The following is a 20,805-nucleotide window of genomic DNA, read 5'->3' on the forward strand; positions in this document are numbered from 1 at the left end:
GTATTGGCTGAGCAACGCATTGGCCAGAACACGGAAGTCACTTTGCACTTTGCATTGCGCCTGGAGAACGGCGACACCGTCGACAGTACGTTCGACAAGGCTCCGGCGACCTTCAAGGTCGGCGACGGCAACTTGCTGCCGGGTTTTGAAGCGGCGCTGTTCGGCTTCAAGGCTGGTGACAAGCGTACCCTGACCGTCGAGCCGGAAAACGCTTTCGGTCAACCGAACCCGCAGAACGTGCAGATCATCCCGCGCTCGCAGTTTGCCGACATGGAACTGTCTCCCGGTTTGCTGGTGATCTTCAACGATGCGGCCAATACTGAGCTGCCGGGCGTGGTGAAAGAGTTCGATGACGCGCAAGTGACCATCGACTTCAACCACCCGCTGGCGGGCAAGACGTTGACCTTTGACGTGGAAATCATTTCCGTCAAAGCGCTGTAAAAATGTGGGAGCGAGCCGGCTCGCGAAAGCGGTGTGTCAGGCGACATCGATGTTGAATGTCAATCAGCTTTCGCGAGCAGGCTCGCTCCCACCCAGTTGGTAATTCATTGTTTTCGCGCGCAAGACACGAGGCATAGCATGCAAATCAAACTCGCCAATCCCCGTGGCTTCTGCGCCGGTGTGGACCGGGCGATCGAAATCGTCAACCGCGCCCTGGAAGTCTTCGGGCCACCGATCTACGTGCGCCATGAAGTGGTGCACAACAAGTTCGTCGTCGAAGACCTGCGCAGCCGTGGTGCGATCTTCGTTGAAGAACTGGATCAGGTGCCGGACGACGTCATCGTGATCTTCAGTGCTCACGGCGTATCGCAAGCCGTGCGTACCGAAGCCGCTGGTCGTGGCCTGAAAGTGTTCGACGCTACCTGCCCGCTGGTCACCAAGGTGCACATCGAAGTCGCGAAATACAGCCGCGACGGTCGTGAATGCATCCTGATCGGCCACGCCGGTCACCCGGAAGTCGAAGGCACCATGGGCCAGTACGACGCCAGCAATGGCGGCGCGATCTACCTCGTCGAAGACGAAAAAGACGTCGCCGAATTGCAAGTGCACAACCCGGAGAAGCTGGCCTTCGTCACCCAGACAACCTTGTCGATGGACGACACCAGTCGTGTCATCGATGCGCTGCGTACGCGCTTCCCGGCCATCGGTGGGCCGCGCAAGGACGACATCTGCTACGCCACACAAAACCGTCAGGACGCCGTCAAACAACTGGCCGACGAGTGTGACGTGGTGCTGGTGGTCGGTAGCCCGAACAGCTCCAACTCCAACCGCTTGCGTGAACTGGCAGAGCGTATGGCCACCCCGGCCTACCTGATCGACGGCGCAGAAGACCTGCAAAAGAGCTGGTTCGATGGCGTCGAGCATATCGGCATCACCGCTGGTGCTTCCGCGCCGGAAGTGCTGGTGCGCGGCGTGATTCAGCAGTTGCACGCCTGGGGCGCTACCGGCGCCGATGAGCTGGCCGGGCGCGAAGAGAACATCACCTTCTCCATGCCTAAAGAGCTGCGCGTCCGTTCGATTTAACGCTTTTGGCTTTTTGACACAGCGCCTGTTCAGTCTTTTCGCTGCTCAGGCGCACGCGACCGGTCGCCGCCAGCACTATCTGGCGCTGGCTGACCGCCTCGCGAGTCGAGCAGATATGTAACGTCCCGGCCTGAAATCTGCGCCCGGGCATCAGCGGTTGCCCAAGATTGCTGAACCGCACATAACGATTCACCAGCCAATTGCCGACAATCGGTACCTTCGCATCGCTCGTATGCTCCATCAGCAGCGGGTTGTTGCTGTCCTCCGCGCCCTTGCCGCTGATATCCAGAATGATCCGCCAACCCTGACTCCAATCGCCGTTGATGCCATGAATCACCGTGGTCTGACTGCGCGTGATGGCTGTTGTGCGGGCGTTGCGAATACCCTCGATCAATGACTGCGCTGCCTGGTCGCGCTGGTTCGATTCGGTAAGCGTGGCAAACGCCGGACTGACCAGCAGCAGAACAATTGCGCCAATCGCCAGTCCCATAAGCAGTTCGATCAGGCTGTAGCCTTGTTGCGACATGAAAACGCCCTCCCTGGAGTGTGATCAGCGACGCGTTCCCTGCGCCGCTGCGAGTAAATCAACCGACATGTATTGGTTGAATGTTCTAGCGTGTAGAAGCAGGTATAGCCGACGGCAACGGAGGGCATCGATGGATCATCGTACAAAAGGTTTCACGCTGATCGAGTTGCTGGTCGCCATCGCGATTTTGTTGGTCCTGATCACACTGGCGGTGCCCGCTTTCACCCGATCGATACAAAGCAGCAAGGCCGATACCGAAATGGGCGATCTGCAACGGGCGATCAATTTCGCCAGGCTCGAAGCGATTGACCGCGGCGCGACGCTGCGTCTGCGTCCGACCGCCGGGGGCAGCGTCTGGACCGGTGAGTTGGCTGTCTACGACGGTACTGGCACTGCGGCCAATGTGTTGCGGGTTGTTCCGGCGATGAGCAGCGGCGCCACTCTGACGCTAACCTCAGGAGTGACCGCGCTGGATTTCAACAACCTCGGCGGTCTGGCCGCACCCTCAACGGCAGTGGTCATCAGTTACACGCTGGGAACGCAGAGCAGGACGCTTAACGTGTGTTTGAACGGACGAATTCAATTGGGTGGAAGTTGCGGATGAGGGCAGGGAGCAAAGGCGTACAGCAGGGCATGACGCTGATCGAAGTGCTGGTCGCGTTGTTGATTCTGACGGTCGGGCTGCTAGGGGCGGCGGCGGTGCAAATCAATGCGCTGAAATACACCGACAGTTCACGCATGACCAGTCAGGCCAGTTTCATCGCCTACGACATGATGGACCGCATCCGTGCCAACTCCGGTGCCAACTCCGGTGCCAATTACACCGTTACGCCTCCGACCTCGGCCAACCCTGGCAACGCCCGGGATCAGGATCTCTACGATTTCACCACCAGTATCGTCAACTTCGGCGGGCCGACCGCGACGGGCAGCATCACCCTCAACCAGCGGGTTTACACCATCACCATCACCTGGAGTGACGCGCGCGCGGCCAACACGGCCAATGCTCAACGCAGTTTTGTCCTGAGCAGTCGCGCCGCCGTTGATCCGGTGGTCACGCCATGAAGCGCCAAAACCGTGGTTTCGGTCTTATCGAATTACTGGTCGCTTTGGCGCTGGGGCTGATCGTGGTGTTGGGCGTGGTGCAGATTTTCATCGCCGCAAAAAATACCTATGTCAGCCAGAACAGCGCTGCTGCCATGCAGGAAGACGCGCGCTTCGTGTTGAGCAAGATGATTCAGGAAATCCGCATGGTCGGGATGTTCGGCTGCCTTGGCACCATCACCGATTCAAGCAATGCCGGCGACTTCAATGCGGCGCAGATCACGCCGATCAATTGGGATAACGCCAATCTCAAACTGACGCTAGTCACGGCGGATATTGGTGGTAGCGGCGGCACACCCACCTGGACAGTGCTGTCTGATTGCCGCAACAGCGCGACGGCCTACACCGGGTTGCGAAGCCCGGCAACCGGGCAGATCGCATTCCCGATACGACGTCTGATCTACAACTTCAGCAACAACCAGATATTGATGGGGACTGGCAGCGGCAATCCGGCGCAACAGGTGCTGGTGAATAACGTCAGTGCTTTCAACGTGACATTCGGTCTGGCGAGTTCCGCGACGGATGTCGCAGCCTCGACCTACAGCACCAATCCGGGCGATCCGGCACGTATTCGCAGCGTGCGCCTGAGCCTGACCCTCGCCGACCCCAACAACCGGGTGCGCAATCAAACCTTCAACGTCGTTGCCGCTTTGCGCAACCGCTTGCAGTGAGGGTCAGGGCGATGAGGATTTCTCTCCATCAGCGTCAGGCGCAGAAGGGCATGGTGCTGCTGGTCAGTCTGGTGTTTCTGTTGCTGATGACGATGATCGGCCTGTCATCGATGCAGAGTGCCAACCTGCAGGAAAAAATGGCCGGCAGCGTAGGCCTGCGCAATCAATCATTTCAGACCGCCGAAGCGGCGTTGCGTGTGGGCGAGAGCGCGGTGCAACTGGACAGTTTTGCGTTGGCAGTGTGCAGCGGCACCACGCAATGTGCGCCGCCAGCCGAGTCATCGGTGGTGAGTACGGCGGGGCTCAATTCGACCTCAGGGGTACTCTGGATCGCCGCAGGCAACGGTTTCTATGGTGTGCAGAACATCGGTACGACGCTGACCGCCGTGAATGTGCCGAGCAACACTTCGGCGACGCTTTATCGGGTGACCGCTGTCGGCATCGCCGGTACTTCGCGTAGCGTTGTGGAGAGCATCTATGCGAAGTTTTGAACGCTGCGCATCTGTGCTGGCCGGCATGTTGCTGACTTTCTATCTGGCCGCACCGGCTTATGCGTTCACGCCGTCTGACTCGCCATTGCTGAGTGCGGCGGCGGTGCCACCGAACGTTATGTTGCTGATCGACAATTCGGGGAGCATGAACAGCATCATCTATGCGGCGGGATTCGATCCGACGCTCAACCGCACGCCCGCCCGGGAGTGCAATGCGTTTCTGGGGTTATGCTCAGGCCTGAATGCGCCAGCGATTACGGGCGATACAGTGTTCTTGTCGAGTCTGCCGACCTCAGGTTGCTCTGGCGGTGCCTATGCGTTTTACAACAACAGCCTTGCGCCGCTTTGCCTGAAACTGCCGGACCCGGTGGGTGGCGGTAATACCCGCTATTCAGGGGATTACATTTCGTACGTGGTTGGTCTTGCCATCAACAATGGCACCCGCGACTTCACCACCGGGGCGATCCCCAACGATTACCGAATCAACGTCGCACGCAACGTATCCACGGCACTGGTCAGCAGTAACCGCACTTTGCGCATGGGCCTGTCGACGTTCAACCCGGCGACCAGCAGCAACTCTGGCAATGGAGGTTACATTGCCCGTTCCATTGCTGATCTGTCTCCGGTCGCCGGCAGCGTGACCCAAGCCCAGGCGAACTCCAATTACAACGTGTTGATCTCCTCGATCAACAACTTGAGCGCCGTGTCCAACACGCCATTGGCGGAAACCTATTACGAAGTCACTCGCTATATGCGCGGCATGGCGCCGTTCTATAACAGTACGCCGACTACCTACACCAGCCCGATCCAGTACCGCTGCCAGAAAAATTACGGCGTGGTGATTACTGACGGCTTGCCGACTTTCGACCGTACCTTCCCGACCAATGATCCGCTGGGCACAAACCGGTTGCCGAACTGGGACGGCGTCAACAATGACGGCAACAACCTTAACGGCGACGGTGAGGGCGACACGTTGTATCTGGATGACATCGCCAAATTTGCCTACGACATCGACATGCGCTCCACCGGCACCGACGCGGCAGGCAAGAGCTGGAACGCAGTGGATTTCCCCAAGCAGAACATGAACACCTACACCGTGGGCTTCGCCGCTGACAACGACATGCTCTCGGACGCAGCGAGTTACGGGCAGGGCCGGTACTATCAGGCAACCGACAGCGCTGGCCTCAATGCTGCGTTGTCGTCGGCGCTGAGCGACATCACCTCCAAGGCCGGTTCGGGCGGTGCTGGTGCCGTTAGCGGAGCCACCCTCAGCAGTAACAGCAGTTTCTATCAAACCACCTATGACCCCAAGGACTGGCGCGGCACGATCAAGGCATTCGGCTTCACATCGGCCGGAACCGTTAATACCTCGACGGCACTCTGGAACACCGACACCACAATTGTCCCCGGGGCCACGGCGCCGACTTACCAATCCTGGAACACCTCCAGTAACGCCGCCGTCACGCTGGCCTACGGTAATTTTTCCGCCGCGCAGCAGACGACACTCAGTCAGGGCCTGCCCACCGGTATCACCGGCATTGATCTGGTGGAGTGGAGCAAGGGCACCAACAAGAGCGGGCTCAAGGTGCGCAGCGTATTGCTCGGCGACATCATCAACTCGCCATTGGTGCTGGCCTCGCCTGCGGACAAAACCGCCTCCGACCTGTCGAACGACACCACTTACAGCACTTACCTGACGACCAAAGCGGCGAACATGAGCGCCAGCCTGGTGGTGAATGCCAATGATGGTTTCGTCAACGTCATCAACTCGGTCAATGGCACCCGGCGTTACGCTTACATGCCATCCAGTGTGTTGCCGTCGTTGCGCTTGATCGCCGACCCGAACTACATCAATGGCGTCAGCCACAAGTTTCTGGTCGACGGCCAGGTCGGCGTGTATGACGCGCAACTCAACAACGCCTGGAAAACCCTGGCCATTGGCGGCACCGGTGCGGGTGGCAAAACCTTTTATGCGCTGCAACTGTTCGATGCTTCCGCAGGCAACGTGATGCGTGCGTTGTGGGAAGTCAGCGCACCGACCATCGCTAACACCGGCAACGCTTTTAATGATCTGGGTTATGCCTATGCGCGACCGGAAGTGGCACGCTTGGCCGATGGTCGCTGGGCGGCGTTTATCTCCAATGGTTATGGCAGCAATTCGGGGCTGGCAGCGCTATATGTGCTGGATGTACGCGACGGTTCGCTGATCAAAAAAATCGTTGTCGACAGTACGGACACCAGTAACGGTTTGTCCTCGGTGAAGCTCAAGGTCAACTCGCAAAATGTGGTGCAGGCTGCCTATGGTGGTGACTTGAAAGGGCGGTTGTGGAAATTCGACCTCAGCGCCACTGCGCCCGACAGCTGGGGCGTGGCGTTTTCCGGCAAGCCGCTGTTCACCACGGCGGGCGGGGCGACGCAGCCGATCACGGCGCAACCTTTGCTGGCGGACAACGCATCGGGCGGTAAACAGATCTTCGTCGGTACGGGTAAATTCAACGAAACCGCCGACAAGACCAACAAGGATTTGCAGGCGTTCTATTCAGTGTGGGATGCCGATGGCGGGTCCGGGCAGCTCACTGTCGGCAACTTGCAGCCGCAGGCGATTACCGGCTCGTTCTCTGGCAGTTCCGGGCAATTCCTGACCACCACGCAGAACGACACGACGTATCCGGGGGAGAAGGGCTGGTACTTGCCGCTGGTGTACAACAACGTGCTGACCGGCGAGCGAGTCATCAATCAAGCGAGTATCGTGCTGGGCCGTATCGTCTTCACCACGGCCAGCGTCGACACCACCGATCCCTGTGCGAGTTTCGGTACCGGCAAACTGGTCGAACTCGATGCGTTCAGCGGTAAGATGCTCAACTATGCCGTGCTCGACACCAATTCCGACAACCTGGTCGACAGCAATGACACGATCTCCAGTGGCGTGATATTCACTGGCGGCATTCCGACGCTGAACTTCATCTCCAGTGACGGCAAACGCAAAGGCATGACCGACACCAGCGGCACCATCACCATCATTGTTGAAAAGGGCGGCGGCGGTAGTCGTCGTATCATGTGGCGACAAATACAGTAAGTGAGAGTTTGAGGCATGCGCAGATCCAACCGAGGTTTCACCCTGATCGAAATCATGATCGTGATTGCGATCATCGGGATTGTGCTCACCATCAGCATTCCAAGCTACAACGAATACGTGAAGAAAGGCCGCCGCGCCGAAGTGGTGTCGCTGCTCTCGGAGCAGGCACAGAGCCTCGAACGTTTCTACACCAAGAACAATGTCTACACCGGTATCACCGGTTTGAGCGCAGGCAATGATTTCTACACCCTTACGCCGACGATCACTGATCAGACCTTCCTGCTGACGGCCGCCCGTAAAACGGGCACGGCCATGGCCACCGACAAGTGCGGGGATTTCACCCTGACCAACACCGGTGTCAGAAGCATGAACAACGCGACCACCGGGCTGACCACCAAGGATTGCTGGGGCCGCTGAGGCGCTTATCTTCGGGCGCCTTTTGCGCCCACTGTCTTTTTTACGGTTGGATCAAACATGACCAGGCAACAGCAAGTGGTGATTGTCGGTGGCGGGGTGATTGGCCTGCTGACCGCCTACAACCTCGCCTCCGAAGTGCGCAGCGTGGTGCTGCTGGACCGATCGAATGTCGGCCAGGAATCGTCCTGGGCGGGCGGCGGTATCGTTTCTCCGCTGTATCCGTGGCGCTATAGCCCGGCGGTCACCGCCCTGGCGCACTGGTCGCAGGATTTTTATCCACAGCTCGGCGAGCGTTTGTTTGCCGACACTGGCGTTGATCCTGAAGTCCACACCACGGGCCTGTACTGGCTGGATCTGGACGACGAAGCCGACGCGCTGGCGTGGGCTGAGCGGGAAAACCGTCCGTTGCGGGCTGTGGATATCTCGGCGGCGCATGATGCCGTGCCGGTGCTCGGTGCTGGATTCTCGCGGGCTATCTACATGGCCAATGTGGCCAATGTGAGAAATCCACGCCTGGTGAAATCCCTGAAGGCAGCCTTGCTGGCGCTGCCGAACGTGACTATTCACGAGCAGTGCGAAGTCAGCGGTTTTGTTCGCGAGGGCGAGCGGGTTATTGGCGTGCAGACTTCCACTGGCGTGATCACTGGCGATCAGGTGGTGCTGACGGCTGGCGCGTGGACCGGTGATCTGCTCAAGACGCTGGATCTGACGCTGCCCGTCGAGCCAGTCAAAGGCCAGATGATTCTCTACAAGTGTGCGGCTGACTTTCTGCCGAGCATGGTGCTGGCCAAGGGGCGCTATGCGATTCCGCGTCGTGACGGGCACATACTGATTGGCAGCACGCTGGAACATGAAGGCTTCGACAAGACCCCGACCGATGTGGCGTTGCAAAGCCTCAAGGCTTCGGCGGTTGAGCTGTTGCCTGCACTGGCGGATGCCGAAGTGGTGGGGCATTGGGCAGGGTTGCGTCCGGGTTCGCCGGAGGGGATTCCCTACATTGGCCGAGTGCCAGGGTTTGAGGGGCTGTGGCTCAATTGCGGGCATTACCGCAACGGGTTGGTGTTGGCGCCGGCGTCGTGTCAGTTGTTTGCCGATGTGATGCTGGGGCGAGCGCCGATTATTGATCCGGCGGCGTATGCGCCTGAAGGCCGTATTTAGCCGTGGATTTTCCAGGCGTCTGTTAGATCGCCATCGCGGGCAAGCCCGCTCCCACAGTGTTCGTGGTGTTAATCGAACCCATGTACACCAACAAAACCTGTGGGAGCGGGCTGGCCCGCGATAGGGCCCTCAATCCAGACCGAGTTTTTTCAGTCTGTAACGCATCGACCTGAACGAAAGACTCAACCGCTGCGCCGCCGCCGTCCGATTCCAGCGGGTCTCCTCCAGCGCCTGCAAAATCAGTTTACGTTCGACGTTCTCCAGATAATCCTCCAGATTGTCGATCTGCGTCAGATCGGCAATCGCGCCATCCGCCGCACAGTTGCCCTCGCTCAAGCGCAAATCTTCAGCCTCGATCGTACGGTTCTCGCACAAGGTATGCGCCCGTTCGAGCACGTTCTCCAGTTCCCGCACATTCCCCGGAAACCGATAGTTTTTCAGAGCCTCCAAAGCGTGCAGATGCAGGCATGCCGCTGGTTGGCCGGTGTCTTTGGCCAGACGCTGAAGCATGTGCGCCGCCAACACCTCAATGTCATCCCGTCGCTCGCGCAGGGGCGGCACACGCAATTCGATCACGTTTAGCCGGTAATAAAGATCCTGACGAAAGCGTTCGGCGGCGACTTCTGCGTCGAGGTCCTTGTGCGTCGCGCAGAGAATGCGCACATCGACCACGGTTTCCTGCTGACCGCCCACACTGCGTACGGCTTTTTCCTGAATCGCCCGCAGCAGCTTTACCTGCATCGACAGTGGCAAGTCCGCCACTTCATCGAGAAACAATGTCCCGCCCTGTGCTGCCTGGAACAGGCCCGGTTTGTCCTCGACCGCGCCGGTAAAACTGCCTTTGCGATGGCCGAAAAACTCGCTTTCCATCAGTTCCGAAGGTATTGCCCCGCAGTTCACCGGCACGAACGGCTTGCCGGCGCGAGGCCCTTGTTCGTGGATCAGTCGTGCGACCAGCTCTTTGCCGCTGCCGGATTCACCGCTGATGTACACCGGGGCCTGGCTGCGAGCGAGTTTGTCGACTTGTTTGCGCAGGTTGCGCATCGGCGGCGAATCACCCAGCAAGCGTCGATCAATTGAGGTGCTTGCGTCGCCAGCGGCGGGCATGCGCAGTGCTGTGGAGACCAATTCCCGCAGGCGGGTGAGATCTACCGGTTTGGTCAGAAAGTCGAAAGCTCCCGCCTTCAACGCATTGATTGCCGTTTCCAGGCTGCCGTACGCGGTAATCATCGCCACCGGCAGTTGTGGATAACGTTGCTGAATATGCTGCACCAGTTCCAGCCCCGTGCCATCGGGCAGGCGCATGTCGGTCAGGCACAGGTCGAAGGTCTCGCGCTGCAACAGCGCCTGGGCCTCGCCCAGATTGCGTGCGCTGTAGCTGTTGAGTTTCATCCGTCCCAGGGTGATTTCCAGGAGTTCGCGGATATCGGGTTCGTCGTCGACGATGAGGATTTTTTGCCGTGGGCTCGTGTTCAACTTTGTTTCCGTCCGTGAGCAAAGGTGATGCGAAAGCAGCCGCCGCCTTGGCGTGGATTGAAGTCTAGGCGCGCTTGGTTGCTTTCGCACAGCTCACGGGACAGATAAAGCTCCAGGCCGGTGCCTTGGCTGCTGGTGGTGAAGAACGGTTCGAACAGATGCGCTTGCTGATCAAGCGGTACGCCGGGGCCGTTGTCCTGAACTTCGAGCACCGCCAGTTGGCTCTCGGGGTCGATGAACAGGGCCAGCCAGACCTCGGCCTGATCATGCAGCATGGCGCTGTGACGCCAGCCGTTGCGTAAAAGATTGTCGAGAATTTGTGTGAGCTGGTTGGGATCCATCAGGGTGGCGAAGTCGCCCGAGTTGATCCGCAGATGAATCTTCTGCCGTTCGGTAGCCTGCATGCGGCTCTCAGTGACGAAGTTTTCCAGCCACGGCTTGAGGTCCAGCCGTTGTGGAGCGCTCTGTTGACGGCGGGACAGTTGCAGGACGTTTTCGATAACTCGGTTCATGCGCTGGGAGTGGTCTTGAATAATCTGCGTCAGACGCCGATCCGCGCTATCGAGTTCCTCGGACTCCCCCAACAACTGCGCGGCATGACTGATGGCGCCCAGCGGATTGCGAATCTCGTGGGAAATGCCGGCCGTCAAACGCCCGAGCGCGGCAAGTTTCAGTTGCTGGGCTTGTTGAGCGATCTGCGCGAGGTCTTCGAGAAACACCAGGGTTTGTTGATTGGGGCTTTGTTCGAGGGCGATGAAGCTTGGTTGCAGTTCCAGACCGTTGCCGGGGATTTTCAGACTTTGTGGGCGCAGTGTCGGGTTGTTCAGCCACAGTTGCAGGCGTTCGACCAGCGCGGTCGAGTAATCGTCGATCAAATGGCCCTGAAGGTGCGATTGCGCGAGCAGGGTCTGCGCGCTGTGATTGGCCAGTTGTACCCGGCGTTGTTCGTCGAGCACCAGGATCCCGGTGCGCATGCGTTGCAGGATCAGCGCATTGAGAGCCTCCAGGCCGACCACTTTGCTGGCGGTTTGCTCGGCCAGGGTTTCGCTGACCTCCAGCCTCCGGACCAGCCCCTGCACCAGCAACGACGCGGCAAAACACAACGCGCCGAGGGTGCCGGCCTGCAGGTATTCGTTGGCGCTCAGGGGGTGGCTGAAACTCAGCAGAAAGCTTAAACCGACAATGCCGATGGCACCGATGGCGGCGATCAGCAGACCGATGCGGCGGCGCAGCAAGGTATTGCTGATCGCCACAGAAACGATCAGCAAGTTGCCGAGCGCACTGGCCACGCCGCCAGCCGCGTAGAACAAGCCGCACAGCATCAGAACGTCGACCAGCGCCAGGCTGAACAATTGCGCGGGGCGTCGGGTGTTCTCCAGGAACACCACCAGCAAAATGTTCAGCACCAGATACAGCCAGCTGCCGTTGCGCAGCAGATCGTCGTTGGCCGACGTCAGCAGGCGATTGTCCATGTTGCTGGAGATCAGCAGCACCAAGGTGATGCCGACACTTAAACGGTAAAGATGATAAAGGCGCAGCAGACGCTGAGCCTGTTTGCTGTCGGCGTGGGAGGCCTCAGCGATCACTGGAACCTGGGCCTTGCTCGAGGTGAGCCTGGCTGCAATACCACTGTTGTTGAAGGCTCAGCGCGCGGTCGCGGGGCAGATGCACGCCGCAATGGGCGCAGCGCACCATCGGCGCAGCATCTTGCTCGCGAGGAGACTGGGCGGACGAAGCAGGGGCCTTGAACTTGCGCCACAACCAAATCGCGGCAAATATCAGGGCAATCCAGAACAATAAACGAAGCATGATGAGCGGCTTTTCGACGGATGATTCGGCAGTTTAGCCAAGGTCCTGACAAGCGCACAGCGCTATTAAGGGCGGTAATGAAAAAGGGAGATCCGAAGATCTCCCTTTTCTGTGCATCCGGTGTGATCAGTCGAACACGCCGAAAGTCATGTAGCTGAACCACGAGCGGTCGGTGTCGGCAGATTCCGGCTCCGGCTCTTCGATCACGTCGCCGTTCTCGTCTTTAGGCTTGAGCTCGTTCGGGATCGAGTCTTTCGCGTCCTGGTACTGCTTCTGCACGTCCTGGTTGGCGCGGGTCTCTCCCGGCGGCAGTGGCGGACGCGACTCGATCAGGCCGAGGGTCGCCTTGCTCAGGAACGAACGGTTGTCGGCTTCTGCAACCCTTGGCACGAACTGGCCGTCTTGCAGGGTCGGGTGATCCGGGTAGTTGAGCTTCAGCGTTTCCAGGCTGGTGTTGGCCAGTTCGTCCAGGTGCAGACGCTGGTAAGCCTCGGTCATCACCGCCAGGCCGTCGCCGACCGATGGGGTTTCCTGGAAGTTTTCCACTACATAACGGCCACGGTTGGCGGCGGCGACGTAAGCCTGACGGGTCAGGTAATAGTCGGCTACGTGGATTTCGTAGGCGGCCAGCAGGTTGCGCAGGTAAATCATGCGCTGCTTGGCGTCCGGCGCGTAGCGGCTGTTCGGGTAGCGGCTGGTCAGCTGTGCGAACTCGTTGTAGGAGTCGCGGGCAGCGCCCGGGTCACGCTTGGTCATGTCCAGCGGCAGGAAGCGCGCCAGCAGGCCGACGTCCTGGTCAAAGGAAGTCAGACCCTTGAGGTAATACGCGTAATCCACGTTCGGATGCTGCGGATGCAAACGAATGAAACGCTCGGCGGCAGACTTTGCAGCTTCCGGCTCAGCGTTCTTGTAGTTGGCGTAGATCAGTTCGAGTTGTGCCTGATCAGCGTAGCGACCGAACGGATAACGCGACTCCAGGGCCTTCAGCTTGGCTGTGGCGCTGGTGTAGCTATTGTTGTCCAGGTCCTGCTGAGCCTGCTGATACAGCTCGGCTTCACTCAGGTTTTCGTCTACGACTTCCTTCGATGAGCAAGCAGCGGTCAATGCGAGGATGGCGATCAGCAGCAGGTGTTTCACTTGCATGGCGGCTTGCGTCCCTATGACGGCCGCTGTCTTGGGCGGGGCCGTCCTGTTATGATGAGCGCCCCGTTGAAAAGCCTCGGGGCAAAAGACGCCGTATTTAACCACAAGCGCGCAGCCGAAACCAAAAGCTGTGCCGACGCACAGTCAGAGCATGTCCGAGAAAATTGAACTTCGCGCAGAGGTGCCGTCCGAATTGGGCGGCCAACGCCTCGATCAAGTCGCTGCCCAACTCTTCGCTGAGCACTCACGCTCGCGCCTTTCCGCCTGGATCAAAGAAGGTCGCCTGACTGTGGACGGGGCGGTCATCCGCCCGCGCGACATCGTTCATGGCGGTGCCATCCTTGAACTGACTGCCGAGCAGGAAGCTCAGGGTGAGTGGATCGCCCAGGACATCGAACTCGATATCGTCTACGAAGATGACGACATCCTGGTGATCAACAAGCCTGCGGGCCTGGTGGTGCACCCGGCTGCCGGTCACGCTGATGGCACGCTGCTCAACGCCTTGCTGCACCATGTGCCGGACATCATCAATGTCCCGCGCGCCGGTATCGTGCATCGTCTGGACAAGGACACCACCGGTCTGATGGTGGTGGCCAAGACCATTCAGGCGCAGACAAAGCTTGTTACTCAATTGCAGAGTCGCAGCGTCAGCCGGATCTACGAGTGCATCGTGATTGGCGTGGTCACCGCCGGGGGCAAGATCAACGCCCCGATCGGTCGTCACGGCCAGCAGCGCCAGCGCATGGCGGTGATGGAGGGCGGCAAGCCTGCCGTCAGCCACTATCGCGTGCTGGAGCGTTTCCGTTCCCACACTCACGTGCGGGTCAAACTGGAAACCGGTCGTACTCACCAGATTCGCGTGCACATGGCGCACATCAACTTCCCGTTGGTCGGCGATCCGGCGTACGGCGGTCGCTTCCGCATTCCGCCAGCCGCGAACGTGAACATGGTCGAAACCCTCAAGCAGTTCCCGCGTCAGGCACTGCACGCGCGTTTCCTTGAGCTGGATCATCCGACGACCGGTCAGCGCATGAGCTGGGAATCGCCGTTGCCGGAAGATTTCGTCTGGCTGCTGACCCTGCTCAAACAGGATCGCGAGGCGTTCATCGGATGAACTGGCTGACGCCGGACTGGCCTGCGCCGGCCAGCGTCAGGGCCTGTGTTACCACCCGCGAGGGAGGTGTCAGCGAGGCGCCGTTCGACAGCCTCAATCTGGGTGATCATGTTGATGATCGTCCCGAGGCTGTTGCCGAGAATCGTCGGCGACTGACCGATTACTTCTCTATAAAACCTGCCTGGTTGCAGCAAGTTCACGGGATTGCCGTGGCACAGGCTGACCCAGGCATTGTGGCTACGGCCGATGCCAGCTGGACTGCAACGCCCGGTATCGCCTGCGCGGCGATGACGGCGGACTGTTTGCCAGCTCTGTTCTGCAATCGCGCGGGCACTCGTGTTGCGGCAGCCCATGCCGGTTGGCGAGGTCTGGCGGCGGGCGTACTCGAAGCCACGCTCGACACGCTCGATGTCCCGGCCGAAGACGTGCTGGTCTGGCTCGGTCCGGCCATTGGCCCGAAAGCCTTTGAAGTCGGTCCGGAAGTACGGGAAGTCTTCATCAATCAACTGCCTGAAGCAGCAGAAGCGTTCGTACCGAGCGACAATGCCGGCAAGTTCATGGCTGACATCTATCTGCTGGCGCGCCTGCGTCTGGCTGAGCGGGGTGTCACGGCTGTTTATGGTGGCGGTTTCTGCACCGTGACCGATCCGCGCTTCTTTTCTTACCGCCGTGCGTCGCGCACCGGTCGTTTCGCCTCCCTTGTTTGGCTCTCCCGCTAAACTCTCTGATCTGCATCAACTCTCCGACGCTTGAATCTCCCAGAATCGACCGCATCTACAGTGGTATCTGGCAGGTTTCTTTATTCAGGATGGTTTTCAGGTCCGGCCTGCTCAAAAGGAAGGTGACCCCATGCGTATAGACCGTTTAACCAGCAAATTACAGTTGGCCTTGTCCGACGCCCAGTCGTTGGCGGTCGGCCACGATCATCCGGCCATCGAGCCGGCGCACTTGATGCAGGCCATGCTTGAACAGCAGGGTGGTTCGATCAAACCTCTGCTGATGCAAGTAGGCTTTGACGTCAACAGTCTGCGAAAAGAGCTGACCAAAGAGCTCGATCAATTACCAAAAATCCAGAACCCGACTGGCGACGTGAATATGTCGCAGGATCTGGCGCGCCTGCTCAATCAGGCTGATCGTCTGGCCCAGCAAAAGGGCGATCAGTTCATTTCCAGCGAACTGGTGTTGCTCGCTGCAATGGACGAAAACAGCAAGCTCGGCAAGCTGTTGCTCGGCCAGGGCGTGAGCAAGAAAGCTCTGGAAAACGCGATCAACAACCTGCGCGGTGGCGAAGCTGTTAACGACGCCAACCACGAAGAGTCGCGTCAGGCGCTGGATAAGTACACCGTCGACCTGACCAAGCGCGCCGAAGACGGCAAGCTTGATCCGGTGATCGGCCGTGACGACGAAATCCGTCGCACCATCCAGGTTCTGCAGCGTCGCACCAAGAACAACCCGGTGCTGATCGGTGAGCCTGGCGTGGGTAAAACCGCGATTGCCGAAGGTCTGGCCCAGCGCATCATCAACGGCGAAGTGCCGGATGGCCTCAAGGGCAAGCGTCTGCTGTCCCTCGATATGGGCGCACTGATTGCCGGTGCCAAGTATCGCGGTGAGTTCGAAGAGCGCCTGAAATCGCTACTCAATGAGCTGTCGAAGCAGGAAGGGCAGATCATTCTGTTCATTGACGAACTGCACACCATGGTCGGCGCCGGTAAGGGCGAAGGCTCCATGGATGCGGGCAACATGCTCAAGCCTGCGCTGGCTCGCGGCGAGTTGCATTGCGTTGGCGCAACCACGCTCAACGAGTACCGCCAATATATAGAGAAGGATGCGGCCCTCGAACGGCGTTTCCAGAAAGTTTTGGTGGAAGAGCCGAGCGAAGAAGACACCATCGCGATCCTGCGTGGCCTCAAAGAGCGTTACGAGGTTCACCATAAAGTCGCGATCACCGACGGCGCGATCATTGCGGCGGCCAAGCTCAGTCACCGTTACATCACTGATCGGCAGTTGCCGGACAAGGCCATCGACCTGATCGACGAGGCCGCCAGCCGCATCCGCATGGAGATCGATTCCAAGCCGGAAGTGCTGGATCGTCTGGAGCGCCGTTTGATTCAGTTGAAAGTTGAATCTCAGGCACTGAAGAAAGAAAGCGATGAAGCGGCGATGAAGCGCCTGGAAAAACTTCAGGAAGAAATCGTCCGTCTTGAGCGCGAATACTCGGACCTGGAAGAAATCTGGAACTCGGAAAAAGCCGAGGTGCAGGGTTCTGCACAGATTCAGCAGAAGATCGAACAGTCCCGTCAGGAACTGGAAGCCGCGCGCCGCAAAGGCGATCTGAACCGCATGGCGGAGTTGCAGTACGGGGTCATCCCGGATCTGGAGCGCAGCCTGCAAATGGTCGACCAGCACGGCAAGAGCGAAAACCAGTTGCTGCGCAGCAAGGTGACTGAGGAAGAAATCGCGGAAGTCGTGTCGAAGTGGACCGGCATCCCGGTGTCGAAAATGCTCGAAGGCGAGCGCGACAAGCTGATGAAGATGGAAAGCCTGTTGCACAAGCGCGTTATCGGTCAGGAAGAGGCGGTCGTGGCGGTTTCCAATGCGGTGCGTCGTTCGCGCGCCGGGTTGTCCGACCCGAATCGTCCGAGCGGCTCGTTCATGTTCCTCGGCCCGACCGGTGTCGGTAAAACCGAGCTGTGCAAGGCTCTCGCCGAGTTCCTCTTTGATACTGAAGAGGCGATGGTGCGGATCGACATGTCCGAGTTCATGGAGAAACATTCCGTGGCACGGCTGATCGGTGCGCCACCGGGATACGTCGGTTACGAAGAGGGCGGTTATCTGACCGAAGCGGTACGGCGCAAGCCTTACTCGGTGATCCTCTTGGACGAAGTCGAGAAGGCGCATCCGGATGTGTTCAACATTCTGCTGCAAGTGCTTGAAGATGGCCGTCTGACCGACAGTCATGGCCGTACGGTCGATTTCCGCAATACCGTGATCGTCATGACCTCTAACCTCGGCTCGTCGCAGATCCAGGAGCTGGTCGGTGATCATGAGGCACAACGTGCGGCAGTCATGGACGCGCTGACTTCCCACTTCCGTCCGGAGTTCATCAACCGGGTCGACGAGGTGGTGATCTTCGAGCCTTTGGCGCGGGATCAGATCGCGGGTATTACCGAGATCCAGTTGGGCCGCCTGCGCAGCCGTCTGGCCGAGCGCGAGCTGAAGCTGGAACTGAGTCCGGAGGCGATGGACAAGCTGATTGCCGTCGGCTACGACCCGGTCTATGGCGCACGTCCTCTGAAGCGGGCGATCCAGCGCTGGATCGAAAACCCGTTGGCGCAACTGATCCTGTCGGGGCATTTCCTGCCTGGCGCGACAGCAACAGGTGCAGTGGAGAACGACGAAATCGTTTTCAACTGATCCGCAGCGTCAATAAAATAAGGAAGGCCTCGCATTGCGAGGCCTTTTTTTCGCCAGGCTGTTGAACTGAAAGGAAAAGGCTTGTAAAGTGCGCCCCGCAGTCAGTCACCCACAAGGGTTTCAGCTCACTGAGCGGAAATCTGAAATAAGTTGCAAATCATTAACTTGAAAGCGATTTAGGGGGTTGACAGAGGTGTTCTAGGTTGTAGAATAGCGCGCCTCAGACACACGAACGCAGCGATGCGAACGGAGTCTGAAAGCTTCAAGTTTCACCGTTGTAAATTGAAATATGTAGTTCCGTGATAGCTCAGTCGGTAGAGCAAATGACTGTTAATCATTGGGTCCCAGGTTCGAGTCCTGGTCACGGAGCCAATTTCAAGCCGGGGTATAGCGCAGTCCGGTAGCGCGCCTGCTTTGGGAGCAGGATGTCAGGAGTTCGAATCCCCTTACCCCGACCATTTTTGGGTCGTTAGCTCAGTTGGTAGAGCAGTTGGCTTTTAACCAATTGGTCGTAGGTTCGAATCCCACACGACCCACCATTTTTGAAACCAGTTAACGCTGGGATCGAATCTTAAGATCAGAGGCCAAAAGCGCTGATCGAAGAAGGCGATCGAAAGGTCGCCTTTTTTTTACCGGGGTATAGCGCAGTCCGGTAGCGCGCCTGCTTTGGGAGCAGGATGTCAGGAGTTCGAATCCCCTTACCCCGACCATATTAAAAATCCTCGTATCGAAAGATACGGGGATTTTTTTTGTCCGGCATTTATAAGCCCAACAGCAACAGTGTTTGTTTGGGGCGTAAAAAAGCCGCGTTTTCCAAAGGAAGAAGCGGCTTTGTCTTCAGCCGACTCAGGCGCCGTCTTGATCTTTCAGGTGTTCGAACAGACCCTTGGGCATTTTCTTGCCGTTGGCTTCGAAGTTGGCTTTCACGTTGTCATACGCTTCTTGCTCATCGATGAAGCCGTCATGGTTGGTGTCGATCTTGTCGAAGTCGGATTTCGGCGCGACTTTGATGAACTCGGCGCGCGAGACTTTGCCGTCGCCATCGCTGTCAGTCTTGGCCATCGAGGCATCGCCGCATTTGCCCTCACCGCATTTGCCTTCCGGAGTTTTTACCGAGGTTTCTGCTGACGCGACCATGTAGCCCTGAGCCAGTGGCTGCGCGGCGAATACCGAGCCGGACAGCATCAGACCTCCCGCCAGCGCAGCGCCGAACAGGCCAATGGATTTTTTGCCGAGAGTCGAGTGATGGGACATTGCATTCTCCTACGGTTGCACAGCGCAACCACACGTTAAGGGCGATCAGCCGGAGCAGGTGTGCTCAGGTGGGGCCATTAGGCGATGGCGGTGTATCGCGTCTGTGTCGTGGAGCGGGGCGTTTGTAAGCGAAGGTGGGGAGAGCGGGGCGGGATACAGTCAGACACATCTCTGCAAATAATCAACAAAACCTGTAGGAGCCTTCGAGTGAACCGAAGCTGCGATCGTTTGATCTTTAAAAACCAGATCAAAAGATCGCAGCGTGCCGCAGCTCCTACAGGTATTGCATCAGTGCAGCTTCAGACGCGGCTCAGTCCCGCGACCGATCTTGCTGCCCAGCATCAGCATTGCCGTGCGGAAAGGCCCGTACAGCGCCATCTGGTGCATGCGATACAGCGACACGTAAAACATCCGCGCCAGCCAGCCTTCGAGCATCACGCTGCCGGTCAGATTGCCCATCAGGTTACCCACAGCCGAGAAGCGCGACAGCGAAATCAGCGAGCCATAGTCGGTGTATTTGTATTCCGGCAGGGTCTTGCCTTCGATGCGCAGTTTCAGCGATTTGGCCAGCAGTGACGCCTGTTGGTGCGCGGCTTGCGCACGCGGCGGCACGTTGCGATCGGAGCCAGGTTGCGGGCATGCGGCGCAATCGCCGAACGCGAAGATGTTTTCGTCGCGGGTGGTTTGCAGGGTGGGTAGCACTTGCAGTTGATTGATGCGGTTGGTTTCCAGGCCATCGATATCCTTGAGGAAACCCGGTGCACGAATGCCCGCCGCCCAGACCTTCAGGCTGGCCTTGATCTCGTTGCCATCGGCGGTAATCAGGCTATCGGCCGTCACTTCGCTGACCGACGCGTTGGTCATCACGTTGACCCCGAGTTTCTCCAGGGTCTTGTGCACCGGCCCGCTGATGCGCTCCGGCAGGGCAGGCAGCACCCGTGGCCCGGCTTCGATGAGGGTGATGTGCATGTTTTCCGGTTTGATGCGGTCGAGGCCGTACGCCGCCAGTTCATGCGCCGCGTTGTGCAGTTCTGCCGCCAGCTCGACGCCGGTAGCACCGGCGCCGACGATGGCCACGCTGATCTGCTGGACCACATCGGTTTGCCCCGCATGGGCACGCAGATAGTGGTTGAGCAGTTGCTGGTGGAAACGCTCGGCCTGTTTGCGGGTGTCGAGGAACAGACAGTGCTGCGCCGCGCCCTGCGTGCCGAAATCGTTGGTGGTACTGCCAACTGCGATCACCAGCGAGTCATACGCCACTTCGCGGGCGGGTACCAGTTCGACGCCGTTTTCGTCGTAGGTAGCGGCCAGCTGGATTTTCTTCGCGGCACGATCAAGCCCGCTCATGCGCCCCAGCTGGAACTCGAAGTGGTTCCATTTTGCCTGGGCAACATAGTTGAGTTCGTCTTCGGAGGAGTTCAGCGATCCAGCCGCCACTTCGTGCAACAGCGGTTTCCAGATGTGCGTCAGGTTCGCGTCGACCAGCATCACACTGGCCGTGCCGCGCTTGCCCAGAGTCTTACCCAGGCGGGTAGCCAACTCCAGACCGCCGGCGCCGCCGCCGACAATAACAATACGATGGGACATAGGGATAACTCGCAAGGTTTTTAAAAGAAATCGGTGCGATTACC

At 58.8% G+C, this 20,805-nt stretch carries 19 protein-coding genes and 4 tRNA genes; 16 read left to right on the forward strand and 7 right to left on the reverse strand.

Annotated features, from left to right (window positions below):
- The first annotated feature begins 3 nt into the window (after nucleotides 1-3).
- Together fkpB and ispH are read left to right on the forward strand one after the other, a co-directional pair.
- The gene (gene fkpB, locus IEQ42_RS21800; RefSeq protein ID WP_181818467.1) at nucleotides 4-441 is read left to right on the forward strand and encodes an FKBP-type peptidyl-prolyl cis-trans isomerase; all 438 of its coding nucleotides are present in this window, start codon (nucleotides 4-6) and stop codon (nucleotides 439-441) included.
- Between the two features lie 138 nt (nucleotides 442-579).
- Complete coding sequence (gene ispH / locus IEQ42_RS21805) at nucleotides 580-1,524, forward strand: 4-hydroxy-3-methylbut-2-enyl diphosphate reductase (RefSeq protein WP_210705157.1); 945 nt, start codon at nucleotides 580-582, stop codon at nucleotides 1,522-1,524.
- Here ispH and IEQ42_RS21810 read toward each other — a convergent pair.
- Nucleotides 1,496-2,050, reverse strand: coding sequence for a GspH/FimT family pseudopilin (locus tag IEQ42_RS21810; RefSeq protein ID WP_210705158.1), 555 nt, complete (start codon nucleotides 2,048-2,050; stop codon nucleotides 1,496-1,498). The genes ispH and IEQ42_RS21810 overlap by 29 nt on opposite strands.
- A gap of 130 nt (nucleotides 2,051-2,180) precedes the next feature.
- On the opposite strand from IEQ42_RS21810, the gene IEQ42_RS21815 reads away from it, so the two are divergent.
- The 7 genes from IEQ42_RS21815 to thiO are packed head-to-tail and all read left to right on the forward strand — an operon-like array spanning nucleotide 2,181 to nucleotide 8,964.
- Nucleotides 2,181-2,654: a GspH/FimT family pseudopilin gene (locus tag IEQ42_RS21815; RefSeq protein ID WP_210705159.1), complete on the forward strand. Its 474-nt coding sequence runs from the start codon at nucleotides 2,181-2,183 to the stop codon at nucleotides 2,652-2,654.
- Complete coding sequence (pilV, locus tag IEQ42_RS21820; protein WP_210705160.1) at nucleotides 2,651-3,112, forward strand: type IV pilus modification protein PilV; 462 nt, start codon at nucleotides 2,651-2,653, stop codon at nucleotides 3,110-3,112. The genes IEQ42_RS21815 and pilV overlap by 4 nt, the downstream gene beginning before the upstream one ends.
- Nucleotides 3,109-3,822 carry a PilW family protein gene (locus IEQ42_RS21825; protein ID WP_210705161.1) on the forward strand — a complete coding sequence of 238 codons (714 nt, stop codon included), beginning with the start codon at nucleotides 3,109-3,111 and terminating at the stop codon, nucleotides 3,820-3,822. Before pilV ends, IEQ42_RS21825 begins: the two co-directional genes overlap by 4 nt.
- An 11-nt stretch (nucleotides 3,823-3,833) precedes the next feature.
- Nucleotides 3,834-4,313: a pilus assembly PilX family protein gene (locus IEQ42_RS21830; RefSeq protein WP_210705162.1), complete on the forward strand. Its 480-nt coding sequence runs from the start codon at nucleotides 3,834-3,836 to the stop codon at nucleotides 4,311-4,313.
- Nucleotides 4,300-7,389 (forward strand): pilus assembly protein, encoded by a 3,090-nt coding sequence (locus IEQ42_RS21835; protein ID WP_210705163.1) that lies wholly within the window; start codon nucleotides 4,300-4,302, stop codon nucleotides 7,387-7,389. Before IEQ42_RS21830 ends, IEQ42_RS21835 begins: the two co-directional genes overlap by 14 nt.
- A 15-nt stretch (nucleotides 7,390-7,404) precedes the next feature.
- A complete protein-coding gene (locus IEQ42_RS21840) occupies nucleotides 7,405-7,806 on the forward strand; it encodes a type IV pilin protein (RefSeq protein WP_047303296.1) in 402 nt (133 codons plus the stop codon).
- Nucleotides 7,807-7,863: 57 nt separating this feature from the next.
- On the forward strand, nucleotides 7,864-8,964 hold the full coding sequence (gene thiO, locus IEQ42_RS21845) for a glycine oxidase ThiO (RefSeq protein ID WP_210705164.1): 1,101 nt from the start codon (nucleotides 7,864-7,866) through the stop codon (nucleotides 8,962-8,964).
- A gap of 129 nt (nucleotides 8,965-9,093) precedes the next feature.
- On the opposite strand, the gene IEQ42_RS21850 is transcribed toward thiO, so the two are convergent.
- The 4 genes from IEQ42_RS21850 to IEQ42_RS21865 all read right to left on the reverse strand — a co-directional run bounded on the left by IEQ42_RS21850 (nucleotide 9,094) and on the right by IEQ42_RS21865 (nucleotide 13,392).
- Nucleotides 9,094-10,440: a sigma-54-dependent transcriptional regulator gene (locus tag IEQ42_RS21850; RefSeq protein WP_210705166.1), complete on the reverse strand. Its 1,347-nt coding sequence runs from the start codon at nucleotides 10,438-10,440 to the stop codon at nucleotides 9,094-9,096.
- Entirely contained in the window at nucleotides 10,437-12,026 is a 1,590-nt protein-coding gene (locus tag IEQ42_RS21855; protein ID WP_210705168.1) for a sensor histidine kinase, read from the reverse strand. Before IEQ42_RS21855 ends, IEQ42_RS21850 begins: the two co-directional genes overlap by 4 nt.
- Nucleotides 12,016-12,249, reverse strand: a complete 234-nt coding sequence (locus IEQ42_RS21860) for a PP0621 family protein (RefSeq protein WP_042561130.1) — start codon at nucleotides 12,247-12,249, stop codon at nucleotides 12,016-12,018. Before IEQ42_RS21860 ends, IEQ42_RS21855 begins: the two co-directional genes overlap by 11 nt.
- A 126-nt stretch (nucleotides 12,250-12,375) precedes the next feature.
- Nucleotides 12,376-13,392, reverse strand: a complete 1,017-nt coding sequence (locus IEQ42_RS21865) for an outer membrane protein assembly factor BamD (protein ID WP_042561129.1) — start codon at nucleotides 13,390-13,392, stop codon at nucleotides 12,376-12,378.
- Between the two features lie 151 nt (nucleotides 13,393-13,543).
- Between IEQ42_RS21865 and rluD the strand changes: the two genes are divergently transcribed.
- The 7 genes from rluD to IEQ42_RS21900 all read left to right on the forward strand — a co-directional run bounded on the left by rluD (nucleotide 13,544) and on the right by IEQ42_RS21900 (nucleotide 18,630).
- Nucleotides 13,544-14,506 (forward strand): 23S rRNA pseudouridine(1911/1915/1917) synthase RluD, encoded by a 963-nt coding sequence (gene rluD, locus IEQ42_RS21870; RefSeq protein WP_210705170.1) that lies wholly within the window; start codon nucleotides 13,544-13,546, stop codon nucleotides 14,504-14,506.
- Nucleotides 14,503-15,225 (forward strand): peptidoglycan editing factor PgeF, encoded by a 723-nt coding sequence (gene pgeF / locus IEQ42_RS21875; RefSeq protein ID WP_210705172.1) that lies wholly within the window; start codon nucleotides 14,503-14,505, stop codon nucleotides 15,223-15,225. The genes rluD and pgeF overlap by 4 nt, the downstream gene beginning before the upstream one ends.
- A gap of 130 nt (nucleotides 15,226-15,355) precedes the next feature.
- The gene (gene clpB / locus IEQ42_RS21880) at nucleotides 15,356-17,920 is read left to right on the forward strand and encodes an ATP-dependent chaperone ClpB (RefSeq protein ID WP_042561126.1); all 2,565 of its coding nucleotides are present in this window, start codon (nucleotides 15,356-15,358) and stop codon (nucleotides 17,918-17,920) included.
- A 296-nt stretch (nucleotides 17,921-18,216) separates the two neighbouring features.
- A tRNA-Asn gene (locus IEQ42_RS21885) sits at nucleotides 18,217-18,292 on the forward strand.
- 9 nt (nucleotides 18,293-18,301) lie between these two features.
- Nucleotides 18,302-18,378: transfer RNA gene (locus tag IEQ42_RS21890), tRNA-Pro, on the forward strand.
- 5 nt (nucleotides 18,379-18,383) lie between these two features.
- Nucleotides 18,384-18,459: transfer RNA gene (locus tag IEQ42_RS21895), tRNA-Lys, on the forward strand.
- 94 nt (nucleotides 18,460-18,553) lie between these two features.
- Nucleotides 18,554-18,630: transfer RNA gene (locus tag IEQ42_RS21900), tRNA-Pro, on the forward strand.
- 136 nt (nucleotides 18,631-18,766) lie between these two features.
- Here the strand turns inward: IEQ42_RS21900 and IEQ42_RS21905 are convergent.
- Both IEQ42_RS21905 and IEQ42_RS21910 read right to left on the reverse strand, forming a co-directional pair.
- Entirely contained in the window at nucleotides 18,767-19,174 is a 408-nt protein-coding gene (locus IEQ42_RS21905; RefSeq protein ID WP_042561125.1) for an HvfA family oxazolone/thioamide-modified RiPP metallophore, read from the reverse strand.
- A 288-nt stretch (nucleotides 19,175-19,462) separates the two neighbouring features.
- Nucleotides 19,463-20,761 carry an NAD(P)/FAD-dependent oxidoreductase gene (locus tag IEQ42_RS21910; protein ID WP_210705173.1) on the reverse strand — a complete coding sequence of 433 codons (1,299 nt, stop codon included), beginning with the start codon at nucleotides 20,759-20,761 and terminating at the stop codon, nucleotides 19,463-19,465.
- Nucleotides 20,762-20,805: the final 44 nt, after the last annotated feature.

It is taken from the genome of Pseudomonas iridis (genome assembly GCF_017980685.1).
Taxonomy (GTDB): Bacteria; Pseudomonadota; Gammaproteobacteria; order Pseudomonadales; family Pseudomonadaceae; genus Aquipseudomonas; species Aquipseudomonas iridis.

What these genes read in the sequence shown, in the direction of transcription:
- IEQ42_RS21905 (WP_042561125.1), bottom strand. Translation starts at nt 19,174, where the DNA reads ATGTCCCATCACTCGACTCTCGGCAAAAAATCCATTGGCCTGTTCGGC.
- pgeF (WP_210705172.1), top strand. Translation starts at nt 14,503, where the DNA reads ATGAACTGGCTGACGCCGGACTGGCCTGCGCCGGCCAGCGTCAGGGCC.
- IEQ42_RS21840 (WP_047303296.1), top strand. Translation starts at nt 7,405, where the DNA reads ATGCGCAGATCCAACCGAGGTTTCACCCTGATCGAAATCATGATCGTG.
- IEQ42_RS21830 (WP_210705162.1), top strand. Translation starts at nt 3,834, where the DNA reads ATGAGGATTTCTCTCCATCAGCGTCAGGCGCAGAAGGGCATGGTGCTG.
- clpB (WP_042561126.1), top strand. Translation starts at nt 15,356, where the DNA reads ATGCGTATAGACCGTTTAACCAGCAAATTACAGTTGGCCTTGTCCGAC.
- IEQ42_RS21835 (WP_210705163.1), top strand. Translation starts at nt 4,300, where the DNA reads ATGCGAAGTTTTGAACGCTGCGCATCTGTGCTGGCCGGCATGTTGCTG.
- ispH (WP_210705157.1), top strand. Translation starts at nt 580, where the DNA reads ATGCAAATCAAACTCGCCAATCCCCGTGGCTTCTGCGCCGGTGTGGAC.
- pilV (WP_210705160.1), top strand. Translation starts at nt 2,651, where the DNA reads ATGAGGGCAGGGAGCAAAGGCGTACAGCAGGGCATGACGCTGATCGAA.
- thiO (WP_210705164.1), top strand. Translation starts at nt 7,864, where the DNA reads ATGACCAGGCAACAGCAAGTGGTGATTGTCGGTGGCGGGGTGATTGGC.
- IEQ42_RS21815 (WP_210705159.1), top strand. Translation starts at nt 2,181, where the DNA reads ATGGATCATCGTACAAAAGGTTTCACGCTGATCGAGTTGCTGGTCGCC.
- IEQ42_RS21810 (WP_210705158.1), bottom strand. Translation starts at nt 2,050, where the DNA reads ATGTCGCAACAAGGCTACAGCCTGATCGAACTGCTTATGGGACTGGCG.
- IEQ42_RS21865 (WP_042561129.1), bottom strand. Translation starts at nt 13,392, where the DNA reads ATGCAAGTGAAACACCTGCTGCTGATCGCCATCCTCGCATTGACCGCT.
- rluD (WP_210705170.1), top strand. Translation starts at nt 13,544, where the DNA reads ATGTCCGAGAAAATTGAACTTCGCGCAGAGGTGCCGTCCGAATTGGGC.
- IEQ42_RS21860 (WP_042561130.1), bottom strand. Translation starts at nt 12,249, where the DNA reads ATGCTTCGTTTATTGTTCTGGATTGCCCTGATATTTGCCGCGATTTGG.
- IEQ42_RS21825 (WP_210705161.1), top strand. Translation starts at nt 3,109, where the DNA reads ATGAAGCGCCAAAACCGTGGTTTCGGTCTTATCGAATTACTGGTCGCT.
- IEQ42_RS21910 (WP_210705173.1), bottom strand. Translation starts at nt 20,761, where the DNA reads ATGTCCCATCGTATTGTTATTGTCGGCGGCGGCGCCGGCGGTCTGGAG.